Origin of the sequence: Alkalibacter rhizosphaerae, assembly GCF_017352215.1 — a bacterium.
Lineage (GTDB): Bacteria > Bacillota > Clostridia > Eubacteriales > Alkalibacteraceae > Alkalibacter > Alkalibacter rhizosphaerae.
This window is the reverse complement of the sequence record NZ_CP071444.1, coordinates 1902328-1928295: the sequence shown is the minus strand read 5'-3', so window position 1 is coordinate 1928295 and position 25968 is coordinate 1902328. Positions and strand designations below refer to the sequence as shown.

General features: G+C 47.8%; 20 protein-coding genes, 4 pseudogenes and 1 riboswitch. Of the genes and pseudogenes, 18 read left to right on the top strand and 6 right to left on the bottom strand.

Annotated features, from left to right (window positions below):
• Nucleotides 1-37: 37 nt before the first annotated feature.
• Nucleotides 38-583, bottom strand: coding sequence for a CarD family transcriptional regulator (locus J0B03_RS09590; protein WP_207299390.1), 546 nt, complete (start codon nucleotides 581-583; stop codon nucleotides 38-40).
• Nucleotides 584-888: 305 nt separating this feature from the next.
• Between J0B03_RS09590 and J0B03_RS12365 the strand changes: the two genes are divergently transcribed.
• From J0B03_RS12365 to J0B03_RS09530, 13 genes and pseudogenes are all read left to right on the top strand, one after another.
• Nucleotides 889-1017 carry a thioredoxin domain-containing protein gene (locus tag J0B03_RS12365; protein ID WP_256436415.1) on the top strand — a complete coding sequence of 43 codons (129 nt, stop codon included), beginning with the start codon at nucleotides 889-891 and terminating at the stop codon, nucleotides 1015-1017.
• Between the two features lie 12 nt (nucleotides 1018-1029).
• A pseudogene (locus J0B03_RS09585) lies at nucleotides 1030-1347 on the top strand (peroxiredoxin family protein); the annotation flags it as partial.
• A 122-nt stretch (nucleotides 1348-1469) separates the two neighbouring features.
• Nucleotides 1470-2363 (top strand): CHAD domain-containing protein, encoded by an 894-nt coding sequence (locus J0B03_RS09580; RefSeq protein WP_207299388.1) that lies wholly within the window; start codon nucleotides 1470-1472, stop codon nucleotides 2361-2363.
• A 73-nt stretch (nucleotides 2364-2436) separates the two neighbouring features.
• Nucleotides 2437-3402, top strand: a complete 966-nt coding sequence (locus J0B03_RS09575) for a DegV family protein (protein ID WP_207299387.1) — start codon at nucleotides 2437-2439, stop codon at nucleotides 3400-3402.
• A 103-nt stretch (nucleotides 3403-3505) separates the two neighbouring features.
• A complete protein-coding gene (locus J0B03_RS09570) occupies nucleotides 3506-5035 on the top strand; it encodes a sigma-54 interaction domain-containing protein (protein ID WP_207299386.1) in 1530 nt (509 codons plus the stop codon).
• Between the two features lie 257 nt (nucleotides 5036-5292).
• Nucleotides 5293-5949: an acetate CoA-transferase subunit alpha gene (gene atoD / locus J0B03_RS09565; protein WP_207299385.1), complete on the top strand. Its 657-nt coding sequence runs from the start codon at nucleotides 5293-5295 to the stop codon at nucleotides 5947-5949.
• Entirely contained in the window at nucleotides 5946-6605 is a 660-nt protein-coding gene (locus J0B03_RS09560) for a 3-oxoacid CoA-transferase subunit B (RefSeq protein ID WP_309485099.1), read from the top strand. The genes atoD and J0B03_RS09560 overlap by 4 nt, the downstream gene beginning before the upstream one ends.
• Before the next feature lie 11 nt (nucleotides 6606-6616).
• Nucleotides 6617-6964, top strand: coding sequence for a cupin domain-containing protein (locus J0B03_RS09555; RefSeq protein WP_246798123.1), 348 nt, complete (start codon nucleotides 6617-6619; stop codon nucleotides 6962-6964).
• Nucleotides 6965-6992: 28 nt separating this feature from the next.
• Nucleotides 6993-7772: an SDR family NAD(P)-dependent oxidoreductase gene (locus tag J0B03_RS09550; protein ID WP_246798228.1), complete on the top strand. Its 780-nt coding sequence runs from the start codon at nucleotides 6993-6995 to the stop codon at nucleotides 7770-7772.
• Between the two features lie 20 nt (nucleotides 7773-7792).
• Nucleotides 7793-8725, top strand: a complete 933-nt coding sequence (locus J0B03_RS09545) for a 3-hydroxyacyl-CoA dehydrogenase family protein (protein ID WP_207299382.1) — start codon at nucleotides 7793-7795, stop codon at nucleotides 8723-8725.
• Between the two features lie 13 nt (nucleotides 8726-8738).
• Complete coding sequence (locus tag J0B03_RS09540; protein WP_207299381.1) at nucleotides 8739-9920, top strand: acetyl-CoA C-acetyltransferase; 1182 nt, start codon at nucleotides 8739-8741, stop codon at nucleotides 9918-9920.
• 14 nt (nucleotides 9921-9934) lie between these two features.
• The gene (locus tag J0B03_RS09535) at nucleotides 9935-10792 is read left to right on the top strand and encodes a beta-keto acid cleavage family enzyme (protein WP_207299380.1); all 858 of its coding nucleotides are present in this window, start codon (nucleotides 9935-9937) and stop codon (nucleotides 10790-10792) included.
• 19 nt (nucleotides 10793-10811) lie between these two features.
• The gene (locus tag J0B03_RS09530) at nucleotides 10812-11747 is read left to right on the top strand and encodes a cyclase family protein (RefSeq protein ID WP_207299379.1); all 936 of its coding nucleotides are present in this window, start codon (nucleotides 10812-10814) and stop codon (nucleotides 11745-11747) included.
• A 145-nt stretch (nucleotides 11748-11892) separates the two neighbouring features.
• Here J0B03_RS09530 and J0B03_RS09525 read toward each other — a convergent pair whose 3' ends face one another.
• Entirely contained in the window at nucleotides 11893-14895 is a 3003-nt protein-coding gene (locus tag J0B03_RS09525) for an autotransporter outer membrane beta-barrel domain-containing protein (protein ID WP_207299378.1), read from the bottom strand.
• A 423-nt stretch (nucleotides 14896-15318) separates the two neighbouring features.
• Between J0B03_RS09525 and J0B03_RS09520 the strand changes: the two genes are divergently transcribed.
• The 5 genes and pseudogenes from J0B03_RS09520 to J0B03_RS09500 all read left to right on the top strand — a co-directional run bounded on the left by J0B03_RS09520 (nucleotide 15319) and on the right by J0B03_RS09500 (nucleotide 19818).
• Nucleotides 15319-16203 carry an efflux RND transporter periplasmic adaptor subunit gene (locus J0B03_RS09520; protein WP_207299377.1) on the top strand — a complete coding sequence of 295 codons (885 nt, stop codon included), beginning with the start codon at nucleotides 15319-15321 and terminating at the stop codon, nucleotides 16201-16203.
• Nucleotides 16203-16885, top strand: a pseudogene (locus J0B03_RS09515) (ABC transporter ATP-binding protein). The gene J0B03_RS09520 and the pseudogene J0B03_RS09515 overlap by 1 nt, the downstream one beginning before the upstream one ends.
• Complete coding sequence (locus J0B03_RS09510) at nucleotides 16885-18057, top strand: ABC transporter permease (RefSeq protein ID WP_207299376.1); 1173 nt, start codon at nucleotides 16885-16887, stop codon at nucleotides 18055-18057. Before J0B03_RS09515 ends, J0B03_RS09510 begins: the two are co-directional and overlap by 1 nt.
• A gap of 25 nt (nucleotides 18058-18082) precedes the next feature.
• The gene (locus J0B03_RS09505) at nucleotides 18083-18757 is read left to right on the top strand and encodes a response regulator transcription factor (RefSeq protein ID WP_207299375.1); all 675 of its coding nucleotides are present in this window, start codon (nucleotides 18083-18085) and stop codon (nucleotides 18755-18757) included.
• Nucleotides 18758-18825: 68 nt separating this feature from the next.
• Nucleotides 18826-19818, top strand: a complete 993-nt coding sequence (locus tag J0B03_RS09500; RefSeq protein ID WP_246798122.1) for a HAMP domain-containing sensor histidine kinase — start codon at nucleotides 18826-18828, stop codon at nucleotides 19816-19818.
• A gap of 71 nt (nucleotides 19819-19889) precedes the next feature.
• Here the strand turns inward: J0B03_RS09500 and guaA are convergent.
• From guaA to groL, 4 genes and pseudogenes are all read right to left on the bottom strand, one after another.
• Nucleotides 19890-21424: pseudogene (gene guaA / locus J0B03_RS09495) on the bottom strand (glutamine-hydrolyzing GMP synthase).
• Between the two features lie 14 nt (nucleotides 21425-21438).
• Nucleotides 21439-22896, bottom strand: coding sequence for an IMP dehydrogenase (guaB, locus tag J0B03_RS09490; RefSeq protein WP_207299372.1), 1458 nt, complete (start codon nucleotides 22894-22896; stop codon nucleotides 21439-21441).
• 83 nt (nucleotides 22897-22979) lie between these two features.
• Nucleotides 22980-23081, bottom strand: a riboswitch (purine riboswitch).
• A 78-nt stretch (nucleotides 23082-23159) separates the two neighbouring features.
• Nucleotides 23160-24169 (bottom strand): annotated as a pseudogene (locus tag J0B03_RS09485) (PTS sugar transporter subunit IIC).
• A gap of 142 nt (nucleotides 24170-24311) precedes the next feature.
• Nucleotides 24312-25940 (bottom strand): chaperonin GroEL, encoded by a 1629-nt coding sequence (gene groL / locus J0B03_RS09480; protein WP_207299371.1) that lies wholly within the window; start codon nucleotides 25938-25940, stop codon nucleotides 24312-24314.
• Nucleotides 25941-25968: the final 28 nt, after the last annotated feature.

Below are 25968 nucleotides of genomic sequence, written 5' to 3'. Positions count from 1 at the left end.
CCACCATGGAAAGCTCCCCCTTTTAATATCCGCTAATTCATTGATCTTCCTTTTTTCTTTTGTCCAGCATCCGAACATCTATTTTCACGATCCGGTCTGCAATAAAGTTTTGAACGTCCTCTTTCGGAATTTCCAATGCTGCCGCCAATTCTCCAAACAACAGGTCTTCCGCCTGTTTCATAAACCGCTTGTCGATGGCGCCAAATTTTTTATTCTGATCCTCTGCCTCCTGCTTTTTTGCATAGATGGACATGGTCATCTCGATCAGTTCCCGGCAGTTGTGGGAGTTTAAGGAATCCTCATAATGCTCCACCAATTCTCGCATTCTGGATCCATGAAATGCCTCGGCTTGTATGTTGGGGATCATGTCGATCAAGCGCAAGGCCCGTTCTTTCGTGATGATCCTTCGCATGTAAAGCTGGGTCGATTCCACCGGCACCCAGATCTTGCAATCTCCATACACGCTATGCAATATGTAAAACAGCTGATCTTTATCCAAACCGGTAATATCTTGGGTCGATATGTCGTCGATCCGACAAACACCGGTACTTTCATAAAAAACCAAATCTCCAATTTCGTACATACCTTTACCTCCCAGTTACAAAAGCCCTTTTGGGTTTTGCAATCAAAAACAGACTCGGCCTGAAATCCATCCATCGCCAGAGCCTTCTATATATATACATTGTATCATATTTGCCCTTTCCCATGTAATAGCACCCTATTCCAAAAAAGAATTTGCAGGTTCGCCCATTCATTTTTTAAAAAAAATATGATGCCGTGTTTTTTGAAGACAAAAACAAGAGCAGGAGATTTTGAGCCATTAACCGTTTAAGTGATCGAGGAAAGTGTATATATAAACTTATATAACATCCAAGAAGGAGGGTTACCATGAGCATAGAAATCGACAAAAAAGCACCGGATTTCACCATTGCCGACTGGCAGGGAAACGACTTTACCCTTTCCAGCCATTTTGGCAAAAAAAATATTTTCCTGGTTTTCAACAGAGGATTCGTCTGACCGTACTGCCGAGCGCACATGGCGCAGTTGCGTCAGGACTATTCCAAATTTGAAGAGAAAAACACCCTGGTGGTCGCAGTCGGACCGGAAGACAGGGAAGCATTTGCAAAATACTGGGAAGAAAACGACATGCCCTTCCCTGGCATTCCGGACCCGGAACATCGGGTGGCCGACCTGTATGAACAAAAGGTCAGTATCATCAAACTAGGTCGCATGCCAGCCCAGTTGATCATTGACATAGGCGGGATCGTCCGCCATATCCATTACGGCAACTCCATGAAGGATATCCCTACCGACGAAGAGATCTTGGAATTGTTGGATTCCCTTTAAAAAATGCAGCCGCCCATTTGGGCGGCTGTTCTTTCATATAAACAAAAAGTTTCTGTTCCACTTATTGGATTCTGGGTACAAAACAGACAAGAAACACCAAAAAGAAAACCGGAGTGATGGGAATGGAATTGAAGCTTGTTTTATCTGAAAAGCGGATCAAAGACAACATGAAAAGGGTGACAGCCGATGTTTCCTCCTGGATCGGCAGTATGGACGACGTGGAATTGAAAGAAAAAACGGTTCACGACATCCGCATCGTTCTGAGAAAACTAAAATCCTTGATGTATTTCTACAAGCCGTTGATTCGAAAGAAAACCTACCAAAAAGGCCAGAAGCTGCTGAGTGATGCCTTGAAGTCTTTTGAAAATGCCCGGGAAAGCGCCGTACTCCTTTCCGCCTTGACTGATTACAATCAACATGTGAAAACGTTGGATCCGGATACCCAAAACGAGGTTTTGTTTGCGCTGGAACAATGGATCGAACACTTTACCCGTATTCACCAGGAAGAAACTTCTTCACCGGATACGGATGATCCCAAGGAAAATTGGCATTTGCACGTAGAAAACTGGGTGTTTTTGATGGAACAAAAGCCCTTCAAGAAATCGGCATCCGACACAAGAACAAAAAAATTCTATGGAAAACGACTCCGACAAATGATGGGCGAATGGATCTCTCATCACAAAAACCTGGATTTGACCGATGACGATGGGATCCACAAAAGCCGGATCCAAGCCAAGCGGATCCGATATATGCTTCAGTCAATGGACAACGTCATCGTCAAGAATTCAGACCTCATTTTGCCATTGCTGGCATCCTATCAGAATATGGCCGGAGGACTTCACGACATCCGACGTTTCGAAGAGATGCTGGATATTCCTGCAGCAGAAGAGATGGACCTGGCAAGGATCTGCTTTCTAGCGTATGAAAACCGACGCAGTATGGCCTTGCGAAAAAATCTTGGTCAAGTGAAAAAGAAGCTGGTAAAGACTTTCACAAAAAACATCCTTTCGTGTTGACAATCCAGGGCGATTACCATAGTCTAAGCTTATTGACCATATTTCCCATCCAAGATGAAGATCGGAGAATAAAATGATAAAAATAATGGCAGATTCGACCTGCGACCTTAGCGAAGATATTCTTCAGCAATACGACATCAGCATTGCCCCACTGACCGTGACCATGGACGGGAATACCTATCGAGACCGGATCGACATCTCTGCCGATGAATTTTACAGCAGGATGGAAAATCTGAAGGACCCTCCCACCACCGGCATGCCAAGTCCTGCAACTTTTGTAGACATGATGAAAGAGGCGGTGGACAAAGGTTATACGGAGATCTTGTGCATCTGCATGTCCAGCGGCACCAGTGGATCCTACCAATCGGCTGCTCTGGCTAAGGATTATTTCTTCGAAGAATTCCCCGACTCTCCAATCAGGATCCATGTGGTGGATTCCAAATCCATGAGTCATGGAAGCGGGTGGCTCATCGTCAAGAGTGCACGCTTACGGGAAAAGGGAGCGACCTTCCAGGAACTGATCGACTTCAATGAGACCTACAAAACCAATGTGAAACATTTTCTCACCGTTGATGACCTGGATCACCTGATCCGCAGCGGGAGACTCTCCGGTGCCAGTGCCGTGATCGGCAAAATGCTGAAATTGAAACCCATCATGACCATGAAAGACGGCAAAGGCTCCATTGTGGCAAAAGAAAGAGGACGCAAAAAAGTCCTGTCCCACTATGTCAAGGAATTCAATCGACGAAATGACGACGCTTTGACGGATTTCATCATCATCGGGTACACGACGGACAAGAGTTATGCAGACAATCTAAAAACCAAACTTTTGGAAGAGACATCCTTTGAAGGTGATATTTACATCATGCAGATGGGCGTGGCGGTGGGGACCCACGTAGGCCCGGGAGGATTGTCCATGTTCTTCATGGAAACAGGCCATCGCAAGGACAACCTGCTGATCAATGAAATGGAGACACTGATGGAAATGAAAGACGATTTCCTGAAGAAATTCTCCAACAAAACAAACTCAAAGAACTGACCAGGCAATATTCACAAAAAATATTTTGGTATAGAATTCTATACAAGATCCCACACTGTCAAATGAGTCGATAAAAGCATTTGACTCCGAAGGAGGTTTACCCGTGTCCGATCCCCATACGGTTTCATTGAGTTCAAAGACCCATGAAGATATATTAAATCTTTTGGCAATAGAGAGCAGTGATCAGCTGATCGACAAATTTCTACATGCTTTTTTGGATCTGAAGAAGGAAAAGGAAAACTTGGAACATACCCTGAAACGTTACCAACAACGAGAAATCGATGCTTTTGCCATCGGCAATGCCGTTTCTGATGGGATCTGTATCGTAGACAAAGACGGGATCATGGTAGCCATCAACAAGGGTTATACAAAAATTACCGGATTGAAAGATACGGACGTTGTTGGCCGCCACGTCCAGGATCTTATCAACCTCCGATATTTCAGCAATGCCGTTTCCATGATCGTCATGCAGGAAAAGAAGAAAATATCCGCCTTGTCCACCATCATGACCAACGGCAAAAAAGTACTGATCACAGGAAATCCATTCTTTGACGAAGAAGGGGATGTCGTTCAAGTTCTTACCGTCATGCGAGATATGACAGAACTGTTGGAATTGAGAGACCGATTGGAACTGGCGGAGACGGAAAACAAGATGTACCAAAGTCAAATCAACTTGATGAGAGGTAAGCAAAGCAACCTGATCGGCAGCAGCTTTGTTATCGAGAGCATTCGAAAACAAATCGAAAATGTGGCAATCACCGATGCGACGGTTTTAATAACCGGTGAGACCGGATGTGGAAAAGAAGTGGTCGCGGAAGAAATCGTCCGATTCAGCACCAGAAGCGAAAAACCTTATGTAAAAGTCAATTGCGCAGCGATCCCGGAAACACTGTTGGAATCCGAATTGTTCGGTTATGAAAAAGGAGCCTTCACCGGCGCCAGCAATAAAGAAAAACTGGGATTGTTCGAGACGGCACATCAAGGCACCATTTTGCTGGACGAAATCGGAGAAATGCCCATGATCCTCCAGTCAAAACTGTTGCGGGTGTTGCAGGAAAAGGAATTTGTGCGAGTGGGCGGTACCAAACCCATCAAACTGGATGCTCGCATCGTTGCAGCTACCAACAAAGACCTTGCGGAACAAATAGCTGCAGGAACGTTTCGAGAGGATTTGTATTATCGCCTCAATGTAATCCCGATCAGTATTCCACCTTTGAGAGAACGAAGAGAAGACATCACCATTTTGGCCTATCATTTCCTGGAAGAATTCAACAAACGCTACAGCAAAGAAACCGAGTTGGAAAGTGGTGCACTCCAACTCATCGAAAACTATGATTGGCCAGGAAATGTTCGACAATTGATGAACGTTTTGGAACGCTTGATCATCATGGAAAATGATACAAGGATCTCCGAAAAAAAAGTCGCCGCTGTTCTTGGAATAAATTCGTTGAAAGACCATCTTGAAAAAATCGAAGATCTGCCTTATAAAGAAGCCCTGGCGGCTTTCGAAAGAAATCTAATCGAATCTTCCTTAAAACGAACAGGCAGCACCCACAAGACCGCCAAAGATCTGGGAATTTCCCAACCTACCGTGGTTCGAAAAGCAAAAGCACTGGGAATCGAATCATGGTGATGCATTAACGTATCGTCGTGATCCGATTATGCATCACCGGATAGTTCGCACTACTCGACTGATTCTCAAAGAATTTGGAAAGCGCATGATTCAATATTGAATCATGCGCTTTCCTTTATCTTTTTTTAAATCTCTTCAAAAAAGCGGAAACCCAACAAACAGCATGATTTCAGAGTTCTTTTCTTGCGAAAATCATTATTGGCACGATACTTGCAATACTATAAGGTGTCAGGAAGATATAGTGAAGGTGGGAAAGTATGAACAAACAATTGACAATGGAACAAGCAATGGAAAAGATCCATAATGGTATGACATTGATGCTGGGAGGTTTTATGGCCGTTGGTACTCCGGAAATATTCATTGATGCCATTCTGGACAAAGGGATCCGTGATTTGACGGTGATCTGCAACGATACGGGTTTTGTGGATAAAGGCCTGGGTCGACTGGTCGTTGAAAAGCGGCTTCGGAAAGTGATTGCATCCCACATAGGCACCAATCCGGAGACGGGCCGGCTTATGAATACCGGCGAACTGGAAGTGGAGCTGATCCCCCAAGGAACATTGGCCGAACGCATACGTTGCGGCGGATACGGTCTTGGCGGCGTATTGACGCCTACAGGGTTGGGTACCCTCGTGGAAAAGGGAAAACAAGTCATCCATGCCAATGGAAAAGATTACTTGTTGGAACTTCCACTGCGAGCGGATGTTGCTTTGATCCGAGGTTCCATCGTGGACAAAATGGGAAATACTTTTTACAACGCATCGACAAGAAATTTTAATCCGCTGATGGCCATGGCTGCGGATACTGTGATCGTTGGGGCCCAAAAACTGGTAGAAATCGGTGCATTGGATCCCAATCACGTCATGACACCTGGAATTTTGGTGGACTACATCGTTGAGGGAGAAAGATCATGAGCTTGGAAGCAAAAGAAATCATCGCAAAAAGAATTGCACAGGAATTGAAAGATGGAGATATCGTCAACTTGGGAATCGGTTTGCCGACCATGGTAGCCAACTATTTACCGGAAGGCGTGCATGTGATCCTTCAATCGGAAAACGGCTTTGTAGGATTGAGCGAGGCCCCTTTGCCAGGTTGTGAAGATCCCGATGTTGTCAATGCCGGAGGCCAGTGCGCCACCATCAATTTGGGAGGAGCATATTTTGACAGTGCCATGTCTTTCGGTATCATTCGGGGCGGGCATGTAGATGCTACCGTGCTTGGTGCTTTGGAAGTAGATGAAGAAGGAAATCTGGCCAATTACATGATCCCGGGTAAAATGGTCCCTGGAATGGGTGGTGCCATGGATCTTGTCAGCGGTGCAAAACGAGTGATCATCGGAATGGTCCATTCCGCTAAAGGGTCTCCGAAAATCTTAAAAAAATGCCGACTCCCTCTTACGGCTGTCGGTGAAGTAAATCTGGTCGTTACGGAGAAGGCGGTCATCGAAGTGACCTCAAACGGAATGGTTTTAAAAGAACTGGCACCAGGTCTTGACATCGAAGATATTCTAAAGGACACAGAGGCAAACCTTATCATTTCAGACGATTTAAAAACCATGGACTTATTATAAAACGAGAGGAGGTGAAAACGTTGAAAAAAATCGAATTCCAAGATGTAAAACCGTATCAGGCCCCCTTGCACTTTGATTGTTCTACGTTAAAGCTGCACGGACTGGAAGAAACCGGAACACAAAAGTTTTGGATGGGATTGACTCATTTTTTACCTGGCGGCGGAGCAGAATACGCTTATGAAGACTCCCCGACAGAAAAAGTATATGTAGTTCTAGAAGGAGAAGTGACCGTTCAATTCAAGGATCAGGTGGTCGTTCTCAAGAAATACGATTCCATCTTCATTGAACCGTTTGAAGGGAGATCCATCCTGAACAAAACGAACATGCCGGCAACCATGCTGGTCGTCGTCAATTACTAGACCGAAAGGGGAATGCATTGTGGAAATAATGAACAACGAACAACTGAAAAACATGTTCAGCCTGGAAGGCAAACTGGCCATCGTGACCGGTGGCGCAGGATCTTTGGGCGAAGGTGTAGCAACAGGTTTGGCACTGCACGGATGCGATGTTGTCGTAACCGGAAGAACTAAAGAGACCCTGGATAAAACCGTAGCAGAAGTGGAGGCATTGGGCAAGAAAGCCATGGCCATCGTTTGTGATGTGACCAAAGAAGACCAGGTGATCGAAATGGTCCAAAAAGTGAAAGAAGTTTTTGGAAAAATTGATATCCTTGTCACTGTTGCCGGCATTGCCAAACGACATCCTGCGGAAGATTTCCCTGTAGATGATTTCCGTCAAGTTATCGACATCAATGTGACGGGAACTTTTATACCCTGCAAAATCGTTGGGGCCGTCATGAAGGAACAAGGGTACGGTAAAATCATCACTGTCTCTTCCGTACGTGCCTTCGCCGGCCACCCTGGCGGCTACGCTGCTTACGGAACCAGCAAGGGTGCTGTAAACTTGTTGACCAAGCAGCTGGCAACCGAGTGGGCAAAATACAACATCAACGTCAATTCCATCGCACCAACCATATTTTGGACTCCTTTGACACAAGAAGTTCTGGAAGACGAGAAACTGAAAAAAATATTTATGGACCGCATTCCCATGGGTCGAGCCGCTCTCGTTCAGGACATGGTCGGAGCTGCCGTATTTTTAGGATCCAGCGCTTCCGATTTCATCACCGGACAAATTCTCTACGTTGATGGCGGTTGCACTGCAGGTTGATACCAGAAAGGGGCTTTGATTTGCGCAAGAAAATTCAACAGGTATCCATCTTCGGCTTCGGCCTCATGGGTGCCGGCATCGCACAGGCACTGGCAACGAAAGGAATCCCCGTTCGCGTATTAAGAAACCCGGACAACTCCGACTCCTTTCCGATCATTCGTAGAAACTTGGAGATCATGGCGGAAGAAGGTGCTTTTGACCCCAATGAGATGGATAATGTACTAAACCGGATCACGGTATACGACGATATGGAAACCGTTGTGCAAGAAGCAGATCTGATCATCGAATGCATACCGGAAGACATGGCCATGAAGCAACATCTATTTGCCCAACTGGATGAGATCTGCAAACCGGACACCATCCTGGCTTCCAACACATCGGTCATGAGCATCACCCAAATCGCCTCCAAGGCAAAGAACAAGAATCGCATCGTCGGCACCCACTTTTGGAATCCGCCTTATTTGATTCCCTTGGTGGAAATCGTTCGAACAGAATTTACCGACGAAGAAGTTGTAGACACCCTGTTCGATTTTTTTACGGATATGGGGAAAAAACCTGTAAAAGTAGCAAAAGACGTTCCTGGTTTTTTGGCAAATCGCCTGCAACATGCCTTGTGGCGGGAGGCCATTTCCATCGTGGAACACGGGATCGCCGACGCTGCAGCAGTAGATGAGGCCATTAAGTACAGTTTCGGCATGCGTTTGCCCGTACTGTCTCCCATGGAAAACGCCGACATGGTCGGAACCGATCTGACCCTGTCCATTCACAATTATATTTTACAGCACATCGAAAGCAGCACGGAACCTTCTCCCCTGCTGGTTGCCAAAGTCGAAGCAGGAGATTTGGGTTTCAAAACCGGAAAAGGTTTCCAGGAGTGGAGCAAGGAAGACATTGCCGCTTCTCGAGAACGACTCATCAAGTACTTGATCCGTGTAACAAAGGACAACAGATAAGGTGGAGAGACAAATGATAAAAGTAGTCATAGCAAGTGCAGCTCGAACCCCCATCGGCAGTTTCGGCGGAAGTCTTTCGACGGTATCCGCTTTGGATCTGGGTGTGGCGGCTGCACACGAAGCACTAAAACGAGCAAATGTGGATAAAAACATGGTAGATGAGGTGATCATCGGCAATGTTCTCGGCGCAGGTCTTGGACAAAACATCGCAAGGCAAGTAGCCATTCGTTGCGGGTTGCCCCAAAGCGTGTCTGCCATGACCATCAACAAGGTATGTGGATCCGGCTTGCGGGCGGTAAGCCTGGCGGCACAGATGATCCGTGCAGGAGATGCACAGATCGTGCTGGCTGGCGGGACCGAAAGCATGTCCCAAGCGCCTTATGTGGTCCCGACCAATCGATGGGGATCAAAAATGGGAGATGCAACCATGGTGGATACCATGTTGAAAGATGGACTCACCGACGCTTTTACGGGAATCCACATGGGGATCACTGCAGAAAACATTGCAGAACGATACAATATCTCCAGAGAAGAGCAAGATATTTTTGCCGCTTCCAGCCAACAAAAGGCGCAACAAGCCATTGAGTCCGGTCGATTTAAAGACGAGATCATCCCTATTCAAGTACCAAAACGAAAAGGGGAATTTACTGTAGTGGACACGGACGAGTTTCCTCGATTCGGCACCACGGCAGAATCGCTGGCAAAACTTCGGCCCGCTTTTAAAAAAGATGGTTCTGTAACTGCAGGCAATGCTTCCGGCATCAACGACGGTGCCGCCATGGTGGTAGTCATGTCCGAAGAAAAGGCAAAAGAATTGGGCGTAGAGATCCTGGCCGAGATCGTCTCTTATGGATCTGCGGGTGTGGATCCGGAAGTGATGGGTTGCGGTCCCATACCCGCCTCTTTAAAAGCATTTGAAAAAGCCGGGATCCAGGTTTCCGATCTGGATCTGATCGAAGCAAATGAAGCCTTCGCAGCCCAAGCCATTGCCGTAGCTCGGGACTTGAACTTTCCTATGGAAAAAGTAAATGTCAACGGCGGCGCCATTGCATTGGGACATCCCATCGGCGCATCCGGGGCGCGGATCTTTGTAACTTTGCTCTATGAGATGAAAAAACGTCAAGCCAAGACCGGTCTTGCCACCCTGTGTATCGGTGGAGGAATGGGAACAAGCTTGATCGTTAAACGAAAATAGGAGGAGGGTTTACCATGAGTGATCTATCAAACAAAGTTATATTAACGGTTGCTACTACGGGAGCATGGCCGCAAAAGAGCGATACACCAAATATCCCTCTTCAACCGGAAGAAATCGCAGAAGAAATTTTGGATTGTTACCATGCAGGAGCGTCTGTGGCTCACATCCACATCCGCAACGATGAAAATAAAGCTTCCATGGATTTTGACAAGTTTGCAGAAACCGTCAAGCTGGTTCGGGAAAAATGCGACATCGTCATCAACCTTACCACTTCCGGAGGGATCGGTTTGACCGACGACATTCGAATCAAACCCTTTTATGAATTGAAACCGGAAATGTCTTCCTTCGATTGTGGATCCATGAACTGGCAGCACAACACTGTTTTTGAAAATTCACCGAGCTTTTTGGAAAAGCTTGGTCTGGCAATGCAGGAAGTCAACGTAAAGCCGGAGATCGAGATCTTCGATGCCGGTATGGTTTACAATGCCTTGTACTATCTGAAAAAAGGCGTTCTAAAAGCTCCATTGCACTTCCAGTTCGTATTGGGCGTAGCAGGTGGCATGAGCGCAACGGTGGAAAATCTGGTCTTTTTAAAAAGCCTGATCCCGGAAGATTGTACTTGGGGCGCACTGGGAATCGGCAAGGGACATTTACCGATCATGTACACTGCCCTGGCCATGGGCGGCCACTTGCGCGTCGGCATGGAGGATAACATCTTCTATGCGCCTAAAGTTCTGGCAACGTCGAACCGGCAATTTATTGAAAGAACAAACCGCATCGTTGCCGAGTTTGGCAAGGAAGTTGCAACGCCCCAGGAAACCAGAGAAATTCTCGGGCTTCAAAATTGGAACGTAAAGGGACATACAAAATAAAAAATCGGAGGAAATCATTATGGGGAAAAAAGTTTTAGTAGATTTAAGTCATCCGTTTCATGCGGATATACCGGTCTGGCCATATTTTGCCAAGCCTAAAATCGACACCATGCACAACCTGGCAAAAAGTGGTGTCTTGACACAAAAAATCGATGTTGTCATGCACTGCGGTACCCACGCCGATGCACCTCGTCACGTCATGGAACGGGAATTCGACGGCAGTCGTGCCCGGTATACCCATGAATTGCCATTGGATGCCTACTACGGAGATGCCGTATGCCTGGACATCAAAGTGGACGACTGGGGTCTGATCACGGCAGCACATTTGGATGATGCACTGGAAAGAGCCGGCGTTAAACACGAAGAAGTAGAGGGAATGGTCCTGGTTTTGCGTACAGGCATGCATCTGAAATTTGACGATTCCAAAGATTACTACCATTATTCTTGCGGATGCGGCCGAGAAGCCGGACAATGGTTTGAAAAATATAAACCAAAGTGTGTAGCCATGGATCAACAGGCATTGGATCATCCGCTTCATACCACCATGGGACAAAATGGACCACCACAAATGAACTTGATCGGAAATTCCGGAAAACCGATCACGCAAGAATATATCGAGAAATTCGGCCTCGAAGCCTACGCTGAATTCCACAAGGATACCTTCATCGAAGTCTACGGCATGGAAAAGTACATGGAAGCCTATGGCAAACTGGAAGACCATGGTTTGGAAGGAACTTGGGAGCCCTGCCACAAGTACATGATGGGCAACGGTATTGTCGGCGTGGAAAACATCGGCGGAGATCTAGATAAAGTAGTGGGAAAACGCTTTAAGTTTATGGCATTCCCCATCCGATGGTGGCTGGGAGACGGTGCCATGGTTCGTTGCGTTGCGGAAATCGACGAAGACGATTTGAACGACGTTCCAGAACGAGTCTACAACTACGGCGGATTCTAAAAAAATATCGAGCCTAATAAAGCGAGAGAGTCGTGGCATGCCATGACCCTCTCGCTTTTTAATTATAGAAGAAACTTGTTTTGTTCACTCCCATTCGATAGTGCCTACCGGTTTCGGTGTCAGATCGTAAAATATCAGAAATTCATCAAATATTCAACGAATGTCTCTTGCGATTTCGCTGGAACAGATATGCCCCAAATGCCAACAGCGTCATGTTCAACCAGTTCATCCATCCAAGTACCCCGGTTTTCGGATTTTCCATGTCAATCGCTTCCAAGACAGCATAATCGCTGAAGTGGTCTGTTTCAAATTCCAGATACGTCTTCCCATCCACCTCAAGGATCATTCCTTCCAAAAGCAAAACTTCACCACTCTCATCGATAAAGGCAATTGCCGGATCTGAAACTGCAGCCAGTTTCTCGTCCAACAACAAGCGTATGGTGACGGGATCGAGCAAATCTTCTTTCGGCACAGGTACGGATTCGATCCTGCCATCCAGATATGTGATCTCTTTCATGAGTTCCAGATCAAACAAAGCCAACAGAGAATATCCTTTTTGACCAACCCATTCTTCGACCTGGTCAAAATGAGCTGCACTATCTCCAATGCGAAGAACGCCCATGAATATTCTTACCTTTTCCACTCCTGGCTGATTTCGTTCATCCACATTCACTTTGGTCTCCAGATCCAATACTTCCACACCTGCAGACCAATTGGTTCCTTCAAAGACAAGTGCTATTGGTTTCACTGTGACAACCACTTTGATACCAGCAACCACCTCATAGTTGTCTTCATCTTCCGGTGTATAGTGTACTGTAAAACTGTTTTCGCCCGCATCTCCCACTGATGTGTCCAGCGAATCTTCAAAGGAAAACCCATCTGGTAGTTCTACGTCTTTTAGAGTTTGTCCGAATTTTGCCGTCAATCCCGTCGGGGCATCCACGTCAGGCAAGGCCTTATTGACCAACACTTCAGCTACATCGCTGGTCTTGGAGCTCTTAAGACCCGTTGCCGGATCCGTCACTGACAACGTACAATAATAATGGTATGTCCCTGCCTGGAGAGTTTCCGGAATCACAAATTCTTCTAGGTCGCCAAGAACAGCGGTCCCATCGATCAATGAACCATCCGAGCTTTCATACCAGGCATAGGCCAAATCCACCCCATCTTCAACGGTAGCAGCTACCTCCAGGGTCTCTGAAATGTTTCCGTAGGTAGTCTCCACATCGACCGGTTGGAGGGTCATAATTGGTTCCTCCGGTGGGGCTGCTTTGATCCAAACCGTATTGTTCAGCCCGGTATAGGTGTGATATCCGGTTTTTGTGGTGGAGACATCATGATCCGATGGAGTCTTGACCATATCAAAAACTTGTACATAGTTTTCTACTACGTCCAAGATGCCGTCTATGGTAACTACTCCATCCAGATAGGCATATACTCCATAACGGGCTGTTACGTCACCTTCGATAGTGATATAGGATTTGTTGCCGTAATCAGCTTCCACATAAACCGCCCTGCCTGAAGGATCGCCTGCAGAATCCTTCACCTCTACATTCTCATAAACGCGGATCACACTGTTTCCATCGGTAACATTGATCCCGGTGGTTCCGGCAACCACATTGGTAACCTCTGCTGATCCTCCATCATATGCATGTATGCCAATTCCTGTACTGATAATATTGAAGGCTCCATTTCCGGTCAATGTCATGTCATATCCATCTGCTATGAGGCCAGTATTGCCCCCGGCATTTACATCCAACACAAATCCGTTGGTGTCCAGAGTAAAAGAACTTCGATACGCAAAGGTTTGGTTGTACTCAATGTTTCGAAGAAGTTTCAAGGTATCTCCATTGGTCAATGCAGCCAGTCCATCTGCCAGGGTCGTGTATATGGTGTCTCCGATTTGACAGGTAGGCACCCCAAAAGTTGCTGCCGCCAGGTTGTCGCTGGTAGTGGTCACCTCTCCCTGGTAATCCACCCCTCCTGCCGTAATGCCGGTGACGGCTGCTCCTTCCGGCAGATAAAAATACAATTTCCCCACAGTATCCGTAAACACGTCATTCAGACCATAATAGTCCGCTCCTGACATCTCAACAGCTGTCACCTGCTTGACGCTGGAAACCTCCGACAATGTGATGACGGTCTTATAAACGTTTGCTCCATCCTGATTGACGGGCTGGATCTTGATGGATGTGGTATTGACAGAACCGCCATTGATTTGAAAGTTGGAGCAGACACCGGCTCCACCAATTCCTTGACCGCTGCTCCCTCCTGCCGTTCGGATGGTCCCTCCACTAATGATCACATCATGGGCTTGGCCTCCACTTCCATAAAAAATATCGCCCGCACCTATACCTGCACCATTTCGGTAGCCTTGAGCATGAATGATACCCCCATCGAAATAGATCCCATGGGCATTGGATATATCGCCCCCACCTATTCCTGCTGTTCCATAACTGCCTCTGCCTGTAGATGATATGTTTCCGCCGGAAATTTGAAGATTATATACGGTGCCGTACCTTCCGATGCCGGGAGAACTATTTCCACCTACCGCTGTAATGTTTCCGCCTATAATTGTCGTATTGTGACCGCTGATGGCTGCTCCGTTGTAGCTGGTCGGTCGCGTCACACTCAAAGAACCGCAACTGCTGTCACAAACATGTCCAATTTCATGGGCGTGCTCACAGGCGATGGTCAAGCCTCCTCCCGAACTGGTGGAGTGGTTATAGATGTTTCCATTTATGACATTTGTCGTTCCATCTTCTAAAACTATGACGACCTCTCGATCATCGTCACTAAGAATCTCGATCCCTCCAAAATTTGCCATGGCAGTGGTGTTCAAACCCGCCAGCTTCAAATTCACCGTTCCGAATGTGGAAGAAACTCGAACTCCATAGGTTCCAGTTGTTCCCGCAAGAGTCAATTGTTGATTGAAAGGAATATTATCCACGGCAACTTGGGGATTGCCATGAAGCACCCGGTAGGTTCCCGGATCCGTTCCATCTTCCACGATGATATCTCCCACAGAAAGATCAAAGACCACATCTGCAGCTACAGCGCTATTATTCCATCCAGCGGGGCTACCCATAAAAGACGTAAATAGCAAACCGGTCAACAAAATCGACAATGCCCTTTTCCACTTGCCCATCAAAACCACCCTTTTTATTTTTCATTTAAATACTATTATACTCTCGAAGAACTGTAAAAAATAAGACTCTAAAAATTTGTCAATGACAAAATCCTTGTCATGGTCCGTGACAAGAATTATTCCTTCGAAGAATTCCCTGACTCTCCAATCAAGATCCATGTAGTGGAAGATTATCCGGTGTCTATGCCGTCATCGACAAAATGCTGACGGATTTTATCATCACCGACTTTACGACAGAAAAGAGCTATTTTGAAGCGTTTTCGAATTAAAAAATAGAAATAAAATCAAGGGGACGGTTCTACCGATTACGAAACCAGTCGTAATCGGTAGAACCGTCCCCTTGATCACTTGATCAAGTTCATCCTCAGTTCACAATGGTGATCTATACTTCCAACATAAAATGAATTCTAGGAGGAATCCCCATTGAATAAAAAGAAAAGAAACAAACTACGAAACTGGGTACTAATCATAGCTGGCATTGCAATAGCGCTATTCGCAGGAAGATCACTTCTCACACCGAAGTCAATCCCATTGGAGACGGTGAATGCAACAGCTGCCGACATCACCACTTGGTATTCCTTTTCAGGCAATATCGAGGCCAACAATAGAGAAACCATTCTTTCTGAAAGGGCTGCCACTATCAATGAGATCTTTGTATCAGAGGGGGAGCTGGTAATAGAGGGCAAAGACCTTCTTGACCCGAGTTCCGGTTCCAATCCGGAAGCAGGAATGGACGGAGAGATCGCAGAGATTTTCGTAGATGAAAATGAGACCGTATCTCCCGGCACAAAACTCATCACCATCGTCGACTATACGGACCTTGAGGTAAGCGTGAAGGTGGATGAATATGAGCTTGCCGCAGTGACTCCAGGCAAGGAAGTACTTGTTCGGATCAAGGCCATTGACAAGGAGTTTGCCGGTGTGGTAGAAAGCATTTCCAAGGAAGGCACGATCCTAAATGGCGTCACCTACTTCATTGCTGTTGTGAAACTTGATTACGACGAATCTCTGAAAGTAGGTATGACAGCAGAAGTCACCCTTCGAAAGGACGAGGTCAAAAATGCAATTGCCCTCCCGATGACAGCAATACAGTTCGATGACGACAATACTCCCTATGTGTTCAAGAAAAATGCAGAAGGCATCGCCGCGAAGACACCCATCGTTACAGGGATCAACGACGGTAAGCTGGTTGAAATCATCAGCGGCGTCGATAAGGGCGAAGAAATTCTGTTAGGCGAAATCGTGGAAGCAGGAGGCTTTCCTTTTGGCGGCGGAATGGGCCGAGGCGGTCAGGACGGTGGCAACTAATGAATGAAATACTAAGCATGAAAAACATATCAAAAAGCTACAGCATGGGTGAGGAAGACCTGGAAGTCCTTCACGGAGTGGATCTGATCGTCCGCAAGGGAGAATTCATTTCAGTCCTGGGCCCTTCCGGTTCCGGAAAATCGACCCTAATGAACATCATCGGCTGCCTCGATGTTCCATCATCAGGCAAGTACACCCTCGCAGGCAACGACACGGGATCCCTGGACGAGACCCAGCTCTCCAAGGTGAGGAACCGGGAGATCGGATTCATCTTTCAGAGCTTCCAGCTGCTTCCTCGAATGACGGCACTGATGAACGTGGAACTCCCGCTGATCTATTCCGGGATCCCTATTTCCGAAAGAAAGAAGAGGGCTAAGGCCGTACTTGTCAAAGTGGGGCTGGAAGACAAGCTTTCCAGCCTTCCCAACCAGCTCTCCGGGGACAGCAGCAACGGGTGGCCATTGCCAGGGCACTTGTGACCGCACCCTCCATTCTATTGGCGGACGAACCCACAGGAGCCCTTGACCAGAAGACCGGAACACAGGTCATGGAGCTCTTTGAGGAGCTGAATTCGGAAGGCAGTACCATCATCATGATCACCCACGATGTGCACATCGCAAGGCACGCAAAGCGAGTGGTCCATATTCTGGACGGATATCTGTCCGAAGGGAGCGTGGTATAATGATATTTGAGAGCATAAGAATGTCCTTTGAAAACATCGTCTCCAACAAGCTGCGCTCGTTTCTCACCATGCTTGGCATCGTGATCGGAGTCGCAGCCATCATCGCACTGATCACCATCGTCCAGGGGGCGACAAGCAGCATAACGGACCAGGTGACGAGTCTGGGAGTAAACAAGGTCACCGTAAACGTCATGGGCACTGCTGTCAAGCAAGGTCTTGATGATGTGGATGTGGAAGAGATCGCTGCGCTTTCCAACATCTCCGGGGTATCCCCCACGGTCTCCCGCAAAATGAGCGTGACTTCTGAGCGCACCGTCATGGATGACATTTCGGTACAGGGAAACAACGATGTGTATTTTAAAAACGACGACAGCCTCCTCAAGTCCGGCAGGGCAATCAACATATTGGACCTGGAATCCGACAACCAGGTGGCGGTGATCGGCTCAGACATTGCAAATGAGCTCTTCTACGGGACCGATCCCGTCGGTCAGGAACTTCTTATCGGAGGTCGAACTTACTCGATCATCGGGACCCTTGCATCGTCCAGCGCATTCGGAATAAGCTCGGTCAATTCCTCTGTGATCATTCCTTACACAACGGCACTGCGGTCCATGGGGATACAGAACATAACAAGCCTTGATGCGTTTCTCGTCGACACGACAACGGCGGACGAAACCGTCCAAGAAATCGAAAGGGTCCTTGATGCATCCTTTAACTACAAAGAGAATGCTTTCAGTGTCTTCAACATGGGGGATATGATCAGCTCCTTTGAGAGTATCACAGGCATGATGACCCTGCTTCTGGCAGGCATTGCAGCCATATCCCTTGTGGTCGGGGGCATCGGGATCATGAACATGATGCTGGTTTCTGTTACGGAACGAAGGATGGAGATCGGACTCAGGAAGGCACTTGGCGCGACGCCTCGAACCATCCAGGCACAGTTCATCATCGAATCGATATTTCTATCCCTGATCGGTGGAACTGCAGGCCTTGTCTTGGGAGCCGCCATCGCCTATATCGCAGCAGGCTTTATCGGGACAGGCTTTGCCATCGCTCCTACAACCATCTATATCGCCCTGGGATTCTCAGCAGCGGTAGGGATACTCTTTGGCTACATGCCGGCAAGGAAGGCAAGCAGACTCAACCCCATCGATGCGCTTAGGAGCCTTTAACAAATGTAGAAAGTCAGGTGAAAAAATGGTCAACGTACTCGTAGTAGAAGACAATGAAAACATACGAAAGCTGATCGCAACCTACCTTGGATCGGAAGGCTATCGGGTCCAAACCTCCTCGAACGGGCTGGAGGCGCTGGAGGTCATGGACAAGGAGTCCATCGACCTTCTTGTCGCGGACATCATGATGCCTGGCATGGACGGATACGATTTGGTCCGCAGCCTGCGAGATGCAGGATACACCCTGCCCGTTTTGATGATCACGGCAAAGGAAGAATTCGACAACATGAGACAAGGTTTTGAATCAGGAACAGATGACTACATGGTCAAGCCCATCGACCTGGATGAGATGCTCTTAAGGATATCCGCCCTTCTGCGGCGGGCACGAATATCCACGGAAAAACAGATCACTATCGGAGGCGTGACGGCGGACAGCGAGACGCTTACAGTCTCCAGCAACGAACGGTCTGTCCTGCTCCCATTGAAGGAATTCATGCTCCTCTTCAAACTGATGAGCTATCCGGGCAAGATCTTCACCAGACAGGACCTGATGGAGAAAATATGGGGTCTCGACAACGATACGGAGGAACGCACAGTGGACGTGCACATCAAAAGGTTACGGGAAAAATTCGAGAATACTTCGGACTTCAGCATTGTTACGGTCCGAGGACTTGGATACAAGTTGGTGAAAAACCCATGAAAAGAAAATTCTCATTCAAATCCATCTATACAAAATTTACTCTGATTTTCCTTTTCGTATGGTGGTTCATGAATACCTTGACCTTCACCGCCATCGGCCTATTTATGCGGAGTACGACCTTCAATGACCTGACAATGGTCCACCCAGTGCAGTTCCGGGAATTTACGGATCTTCGTGTGAAGATGAACCTGGTCTTCCTTCTCAGCATTCTGATCGGCTCTGCCATCATACTTCTTACCGTCAAGCGCATCGTGAAGCCGATTTTGCAACTTTCCGAAGCATCCAAAGAGGTAGCTGCTGGAAATTTCGACGTGCAGATGAAGGTGGAAAGCAGGGATGAAATCGGCAGACTGACGGAAGACTTCAATTTGATGGTAAAGGAGCTCAAGGACATTGAATACCTTCGGACAAACTTTGTTTCCAACGTTTCCCATGAGTTTCGAACCCCCATCACCTCCATCCGAGGCTATGCCAAACTGATCAAAAACAAGAATCTAGTCAAGGACAAGCACGACGAATATGTGGACATCATCATTAATGAAAGCGACCGGCTCTCCCAACTTTCCTCGAGTCTGCTCACCCTTTCCAGCCTGGATTCGAAGGCCATCCCTTCTCAAAAGACCAGATTCTCTCTGGACGAGGAGATCCGCCAGGTGATCCTTCTTCTGGGGCCGGAGTGGTCAAAAAAGGAACTGGAACTGGATGTGGATTTGGACGAAATAACCATCACAGGCAACCGGCAACTGCTTTACCAGGTCTGGCTGAATCTCATTCAAAATGCGATCAAGTTTTCTGAACAGGGAGGCAAGTTGTCTGTAACCCTAAACAAGGAAAACGGAAAGGTCTTCTTCAAGACGATAAATACAGGACCTTCTCTCAACAAAAAAGAACTTGAACGAATATTCGAGCGCTTCTACAAGGGGGACAGCTCCCGTTCCGCAGAAGGAAACGGCCTTGGACTGGCCATCGTTCGAAAGATCCTTGATACACAAAACGGCAGCATCACCGTGGAAAACACGGATGGGCTTTTCACTTTTACCGTGGAGCTTGCAGAAGGCTGAGAATACGACAACTAATGTACAAAAAAAAACCTGATACCATTTTACATCAATGGTATCAGGGTTTTTGTCTGCTATTCCCACTCAATGGTGCTGGGGGCTTGCTGGTGATATCGTAGACGATCCGGTTGACATGGTCCACTTCATTGACGATTCGATTGCTGATCCGCTCCAACACGTCGTGGGGGATCCTGGCCCAGTCGCTGGTCATGCCATCAGTACTGGTGACCGCTCTCAAACCAATGGTATAGTCGTAGGTTCGTTCATCTCCCATGACACCAACACTCCGATTTCCCGGCAGTACGGCAAAATACTGCCAGATCTGGTTGTCCAATCCGGATTTTTTGATCTCGTCCCGAAACACCCAGTCTGCATCCTGAAGGATGTCCAGTTTTTCACGAGTGATCTCCCCCATGATCCGTATTCCAAGTCCCGGTCCCGGAAAGGGTTGTCGCCAAACCAGGTCTTTGGGGATGCCGATTTCTTCTCCGACTGCCCGAACTTCGTCCTTGAAAAGGTCTCGCAAAGGTTCGATAAGCTGGAATCCCAGATCTTCCGGCAGGCCACCGACGTTGTGGTGGCTCTTGATGACGGCAGCGTCTTCCGTGCCGCTTTCGATGACATCGGGATAGATGGTCCCTTGAAGGAGATAGTCAATGCCCTCCAACTTATTGGCCTCTTCTTCAAAGACGCGGATGAATTCTTCCCCAATGATCTTTCGCTTGGTCTCCGGATCGGAGACTCCTTCCAACTTATCCAAAAACCGATCCTGAACATTGACTCGCAAGAAGTTCATGTGGAAGCGTTCCTTGAACACCTTTTCCACTTCATCCCCTTCGTTTTTACGAAGCAGTCCGTGATCGACAAAAATGCAGTACAAATTGTCGCCGATGGCCTTGTGGACCAGAACGGCGGCAACGGAGGAATCCACTCCGCCGCTTAAGGCACATAGAACTTTCTTGTTCCCCACTTTTTCCTGGACGGCTTGGATCTGTTCCTGGGCAAAATTTGCCATGGTCCATGTCCCTTGACATCCGCAGATCTCATAGAGAAAATTATGGAGGATCTGACGTCCAAACTGGGTATGCTCCACTTCCGGATGGAACTGGACGGCATACAGATCCCTATCCCCATGTTCCATGGATGCCACCGGACAGGAATCGGTAATGGAAGTCACTGCAAACCCTTCCGGTACTTCTTCGATGTAGTCCGTATGACTCATCCAACTGGTGGAACTCTCTCCCACACCCAGGAGGAGCTTGCTCTCCTTGGTCAGGTGAAGTTCCTTTTTCCCGTACTCCCGAATCTGGGGTCTGGCCACTTTTCCGCCCAAGGTATGAGCCATGAGCTGGGCGCCGTAACAAATACCCAAAACCGGGATCCCCAGTTCAAAGATCTCCGGATCGCAGGATGGTGCTTTTTCTCCATAGACGCTGGATGGACCGCCGGTGAAAATGATCCCTTTGGGTTCTTTCGCCTTGATCCGTTCGATAGATGCAGTATACGGAAGGATCTCGCAGTAGACCTTGTCTTCCCGCACCCTTCTGGCAATCAATTGGTTGTATTGTCCACCAAAGTCCAATACAATGATGGTTTCCGTTTTTTCCATGGTTTCCTCCTGATTTAGAATCCTGCAGAGTTGTAGTTCGGGGGCTCTTTGACGATGGAAATGTCATGAGGATGACTTTCCTTGAGTCCTGCTCCCGTGATCTTGATAAATTCCGTATTTTCCTTCAGCTCATTGATATTTTTTGCTCCACAGTATCCCATGCCGGCTCGAAGTCCCCCAACCATCTGGAAGATGCTGTCCGCCAAAGGTCCTTTGAATGGCACTTTGCCTTCCACTCCTTCCGGAACCAGTTTTCGCTGCCCTTCCTGGAAGTAACGGTCACTGCTTCCCGCCTTCATGGCTGCTTCACTGCCCATGCCTCGATAGGTCTTGAAGCTTCGTCCCTGGTATATCATCATCTCTCCCGGACTTTCTTCCGTACCGGCAAAGAGTCCACCGATCATGACCGTGTCCGCTCCTGCAGCAATGGCCTTGACGATATCTCCAGAGTATTTGATCCCACCGTCGGCAATGACGGGAATTCCATGCTGCTTGGCCACTTCCGCACAATCCATGATGGCCGTGATCTGGGGCACGCCGATCCCTGCAATGACCCGGGTGGTGCAGATGGATCCGGGCCCGATGCCTACTTTGATGGCGTCCACACCGGCTTCGATCAAATCCTTTGCGGCAGCGCCAGTAGCGATGTTTCCCGCCACCAGTTGGATGTTGGGAAATCTGGCCTTTACATTTCGCACCATTTCCAAAACTCCGGCAGAGTGTCCATGGGCCGTATCCAACACGATGACATCCGCATTGGCTTCCACCAATGCCTTGGTTCGTTCCATGGTCTCCTTGCCAACTCCAACAGCCGCCGCTACCAGGAGTCGACCATTGGCATCCTTGGAGGAATTAGGATACTTGATGGCCTTTTCGATGTCCTTGATGGTGATCAGACCTTTTAAATATCCTTCATCATCTACGATGGGGAGTTTTTCGATCTTGTGTTTTTTCAAGATCTTCTCCGCCACGTCCAGGGTGGTTCCTTCCGGTGCGGTGACCAGATTATCCTTGGTCATGGCATCTTTGATTTTTTTATAAGGGTCATTTTCAAAACGCAAGTCCCGATTGGTGATGATCCCCACCAATTTGCCCTCTTCTGTAATGGGCACGCCGCTGATCCGGTATCTTTCCATCAATTCCAATGCATCACCGATGACGTTCTCCGGATGCAGGAAAAATGGATCTACGATAACACCATGTTCGCTTCTTTTCACCTTGTCCACTTCCATGGCCTGTTGGGCGATCTCCATGTTCTTGTGAATGACGCCGATGCCTCCCTGTCGGGCGATGGCGATGGCCAGTTTGGCTTCCGTCACTGTATCCATGCCGGCACTAATGATGGGAATGTTCAACTTGATGTTCTTGGTGAACCTTGTCCCCAGATCTACTTGATGGGGCAGGATCTCCGACTTTGCCGGAACCAGCAGGACGTCGTCAAAAGTAAGTCCTTCTCGAATCGATTTGCTCATATTTTCCCTCCTGTTTTTTTGATACGCAATCTGTGTGATGATTGCAAAAAAGACAAATAGGGCGATCTACTTGTCTCCGAAGAATATGCATGTTTCCTTCTTATAGTCGAAAAATTTCCGGTTTTTCGGTAGAGACGTTCAGGCCATATCCCTGATTTTATATAAGAAGGTTCTGTTGTATAAATGATATTTTTATAAGTATAGTATTGATGGTTGTCTTTGTCAACAGGTAGGGACCGTGAGAATATTCTGAATATTTGTCTCTAGATATCCAGCTTAAGATCTCCTTCTTTGATCCACCCGATTTTTCGCAAAAGAGCTGCTACAAGAAGGGTCAAAACAGCCGGCAAAACAATGTGCAATAAAAGAATGCCGATCCAGACATTTGTACCCGTACCCATGGCTTCTATGGTGCCGAATTGACCCACCAGACCACTGGTGCCCATGCCGGATCCGTATGGTACATTTTCCATCTTGAAAAATACGGTGGAGATGGGTCCCAATATAATGGAAGATACGATGGGCGGGATCCAGACCCTGGGGTTCTTCACAATGTTGGGCATTTGGAGCATGGAGGTTCCGATTCCCTGGGCAAAGAGCCCCCCGTTCCATTTTCCTTGAAACTCATGACGGCAAAACCCACCATCTGGCAGCTGCACCCTACGGTGGCCGCACCGGCCGCCAAGCCTCCCAGACTCAGCATCAAGCCAATGGCCGCAGAACTGATGGGCAGGGTCAAGGCGATCCCCATGAGTGCAGATACGATCATGCCCATGGGTATGGGGTTTTGTTCCGTGGCCCACATGATGACCTGGCCAAAACCAGCCATAAATGCGGCAATTCCAGGTCCCACGAAAAAAGCTACTGTTGCACCGGTAAGGATGGTCACCGCCGGAGTAACGATGATGTCCACCTTCGTTTCCTTGGACACCAATTTCCCAAATTCTGCACCTACGATACCCGCCAGCAGGGCCGATACGGGATCGCCGCCGATAGCACCGTTGATGGCAGAAGCAAACAATACCAATGGGGGTGCTTTCAAAGCATATGCCACGGCAACAGCAATGGCCGGCGCCGTCATCCCTCGGGCAGCCGGCCAAATGACATCGGTCAACAGGGCGATCCCCAAAATGGATCCCACCTGATTCAAAATGCTCCCGATGATCAGGGTTCCGAACAATGCCAGAGCCATAAAACTCAATGTGTCGATCAAGTATCGTTTTACGGTGAATCGAATGTCTTTTTTCTCCAAAAAGCTTTTTACCTTGCTCATGTCTCTCTCCTTTTGTGATTGGAATGATTGCTATGACACATTGTACCCTACAGTCCGACTTATTGTCAACACAGTTGTCTTTACACCTTGGCGCCGATAAAAAGACGGTCCGATTTGGACCGTCCTTATGTTTTGAATGGTATTACATCATGCCCATTCCGCCGCCCATTCCGCCGGCCGGCATTGCCGGCTCATCTTTGGGAATTTCTACTACGGCCACTTCTGTGGTCAGGAACATGGCTGCCACGCTAGCTGCATTTTGAATGGCAGATCGGGTCACTTTGGTAGGATCGATGATCCCCGCCTGGAACATGTCTACATAGATTCCTTTAGCGGCATCAAAGCCCATGCCTTCTTCTTTGTTTTTCAAGTTCTCTACAATGACACTGCCTTCCAGTCCTGCGTTGGCTGCGATTTGTCGGATCGGCTCTTCTACAGCTCGTCGTACGATGGCTGCACCGGTCTTCTCGTCCCCTTCCAGGGTCTCCAGAAGGTCTTCCAGGCTGTGTACGGTGTTGATGTATGCCGTACCTCCACCACTGACTACTCCTTCTTCTACAGCGGCTCTTGTGGCGTTGAGAGCGTCTTCGATTCGGTATTTGGCTTCTTTCAATTCGGTTTCCGTAGCCGCACCGACTTTGATGACGGCAACTCCGCCAGCCAATTTGGCCAAACGCTCCTGCAATTTTTCTCGATCGTATTCGGAATCGGTTTCCGGGATCTGCTTTCGGATCTGGCTGATTCGATCTTCCACCGATTGCTTGTTTCCTTCGCCTTCTACGATGATGGTGTTTTCCTTGTCAACTTTTACTTGTCTTGCACGACCCAATTGCTCGATCGTTACGGATTTCAGGTCCAAACCTACTTCTTCGCTGATGACTTCTGCTCCAGTTACTGCAGCAATGTCTGCCAGCATGGCTTTTCTTCGGTCTCCAAATCCTGGGGCTTTCACTGCCACGCAGTTGAAGGTTCCACGGAGCTTGTTGACGACCAAAGTAGCCAAGGCTTCGCCTTCCACGTCTTCTGCGATGATCAACAGTTTGCCGCCTTGCTGTACGATCTGCTCCAATACGGGCAGGATCTCTTGGATATTGTTCACTTTTTTGTCGGTGACCAAAACATATGGATTGTCCAATACGGCTTCCATTTTGTCCATGTCGGTAGCCATGTATGCGGACAAGTATCCTCGATCAAACTGCATTCCTTCTGTAAACTCCAGCTCGATGTCCATGGATTTTCCTTCTTCCACGGTAATGACACCATCGTTTCCAACTTTGTCCATGGCGTCGGAGATCAACTTGCCTATTTTTTCATCTGCTGCGGAAATGGATGCTACTTGTGTGATCTCATCCTTGTTTTCCACTTTCTTGCTTTTTGTTTTCAATTCTTTGACAACAACGTCTACTGCTTTTTCGATTCCTCTTTTGAGCCCCATGGGGTTGGCTCCTGCTGCCAGGTTTTTCATGCCTTCTCGAATGATGGCTTGGGCAAGCAACGTAGCGGTGGTGGTTCCATCTCCGGCTACGTCGTTGGTCTTGGTCGCAACTTCCTTGACCAGTTGTGCTCCCATGTTTTCATAAGGGTCTTCCAATTCGATCTCTTTTGCAATGGTCACACCGTCGTTGGTGATGATGGGAGATCCGAAGCTTCTGGAAAGCACCACGTTTCTTCCTTTAGGTCCTAATGTGATCTTGACCGTATCTGCCAACTTGTCAACGCCGTCGACAAGTGCTGCTCTTGCTTCACTTGAAAATTTCAAATCTTTTGCCATGCTTGATTCCTCCTATGCTCTTTGATTT

Bases quoted from the DNA above. Each gene is read 5' to 3' on its own strand.
- J0B03_RS09575 (WP_207299387.1), top strand. From the start codon at position 2,437: ATGATAAAAATAATGGCAGATTCGACCTGCGACCTTAGCGAAGATATT.
- atoD (WP_207299385.1), top strand. From the start codon at position 5,293: ATGAACAAACAATTGACAATGGAACAAGCAATGGAAAAGATCCATAAT.
- J0B03_RS09580 (WP_207299388.1), top strand. From the start codon at position 1,470: ATGGAATTGAAGCTTGTTTTATCTGAAAAGCGGATCAAAGACAACATG.
- guaB (WP_207299372.1), bottom strand. From the start codon at position 22,896: ATGAGCAAATCGATTCGAGAAGGACTTACTTTTGACGACGTCCTGCTG.
- J0B03_RS09510 (WP_207299376.1), top strand. From the start codon at position 16,885: ATGATATTTGAGAGCATAAGAATGTCCTTTGAAAACATCGTCTCCAAC.
- J0B03_RS09535 (WP_207299380.1), top strand. From the start codon at position 9,935: ATGAGTGATCTATCAAACAAAGTTATATTAACGGTTGCTACTACGGGA.
- J0B03_RS12365 (WP_256436415.1), top strand. From the start codon at position 889: ATGAGCATAGAAATCGACAAAAAAGCACCGGATTTCACCATTGCCGAC.
- groL (WP_207299371.1), bottom strand. From the start codon at position 25,940: ATGGCAAAAGATTTGAAATTTTCAAGTGAAGCAAGAGCAGCACTTGTC.
- J0B03_RS09525 (WP_207299378.1), bottom strand. From the start codon at position 14,895: ATGGGCAAGTGGAAAAGGGCATTGTCGATTTTGTTGACCGGTTTGCTA.
- J0B03_RS09530 (WP_207299379.1), top strand. From the start codon at position 10,812: ATGGGGAAAAAAGTTTTAGTAGATTTAAGTCATCCGTTTCATGCGGAT.
- J0B03_RS09550 (WP_246798228.1), top strand. From the start codon at position 6,993: ATGAACAACGAACAACTGAAAAACATGTTCAGCCTGGAAGGCAAACTG.
- J0B03_RS09560 (WP_309485099.1), top strand. From the start codon at position 5,946: ATGAGCTTGGAAGCAAAAGAAATCATCGCAAAAAGAATTGCACAGGAA.
- J0B03_RS09500 (WP_246798122.1), top strand. From the start codon at position 18,826: ATGAATACCTTGACCTTCACCGCCATCGGCCTATTTATGCGGAGTACG.
- J0B03_RS09590 (WP_207299390.1), bottom strand. From the start codon at position 583: ATGTACGAAATTGGAGATTTGGTTTTTTATGAAAGTACCGGTGTTTGT.
- J0B03_RS09505 (WP_207299375.1), top strand. From the start codon at position 18,083: ATGGTCAACGTACTCGTAGTAGAAGACAATGAAAACATACGAAAGCTG.
- J0B03_RS09540 (WP_207299381.1), top strand. From the start codon at position 8,739: ATGATAAAAGTAGTCATAGCAAGTGCAGCTCGAACCCCCATCGGCAGT.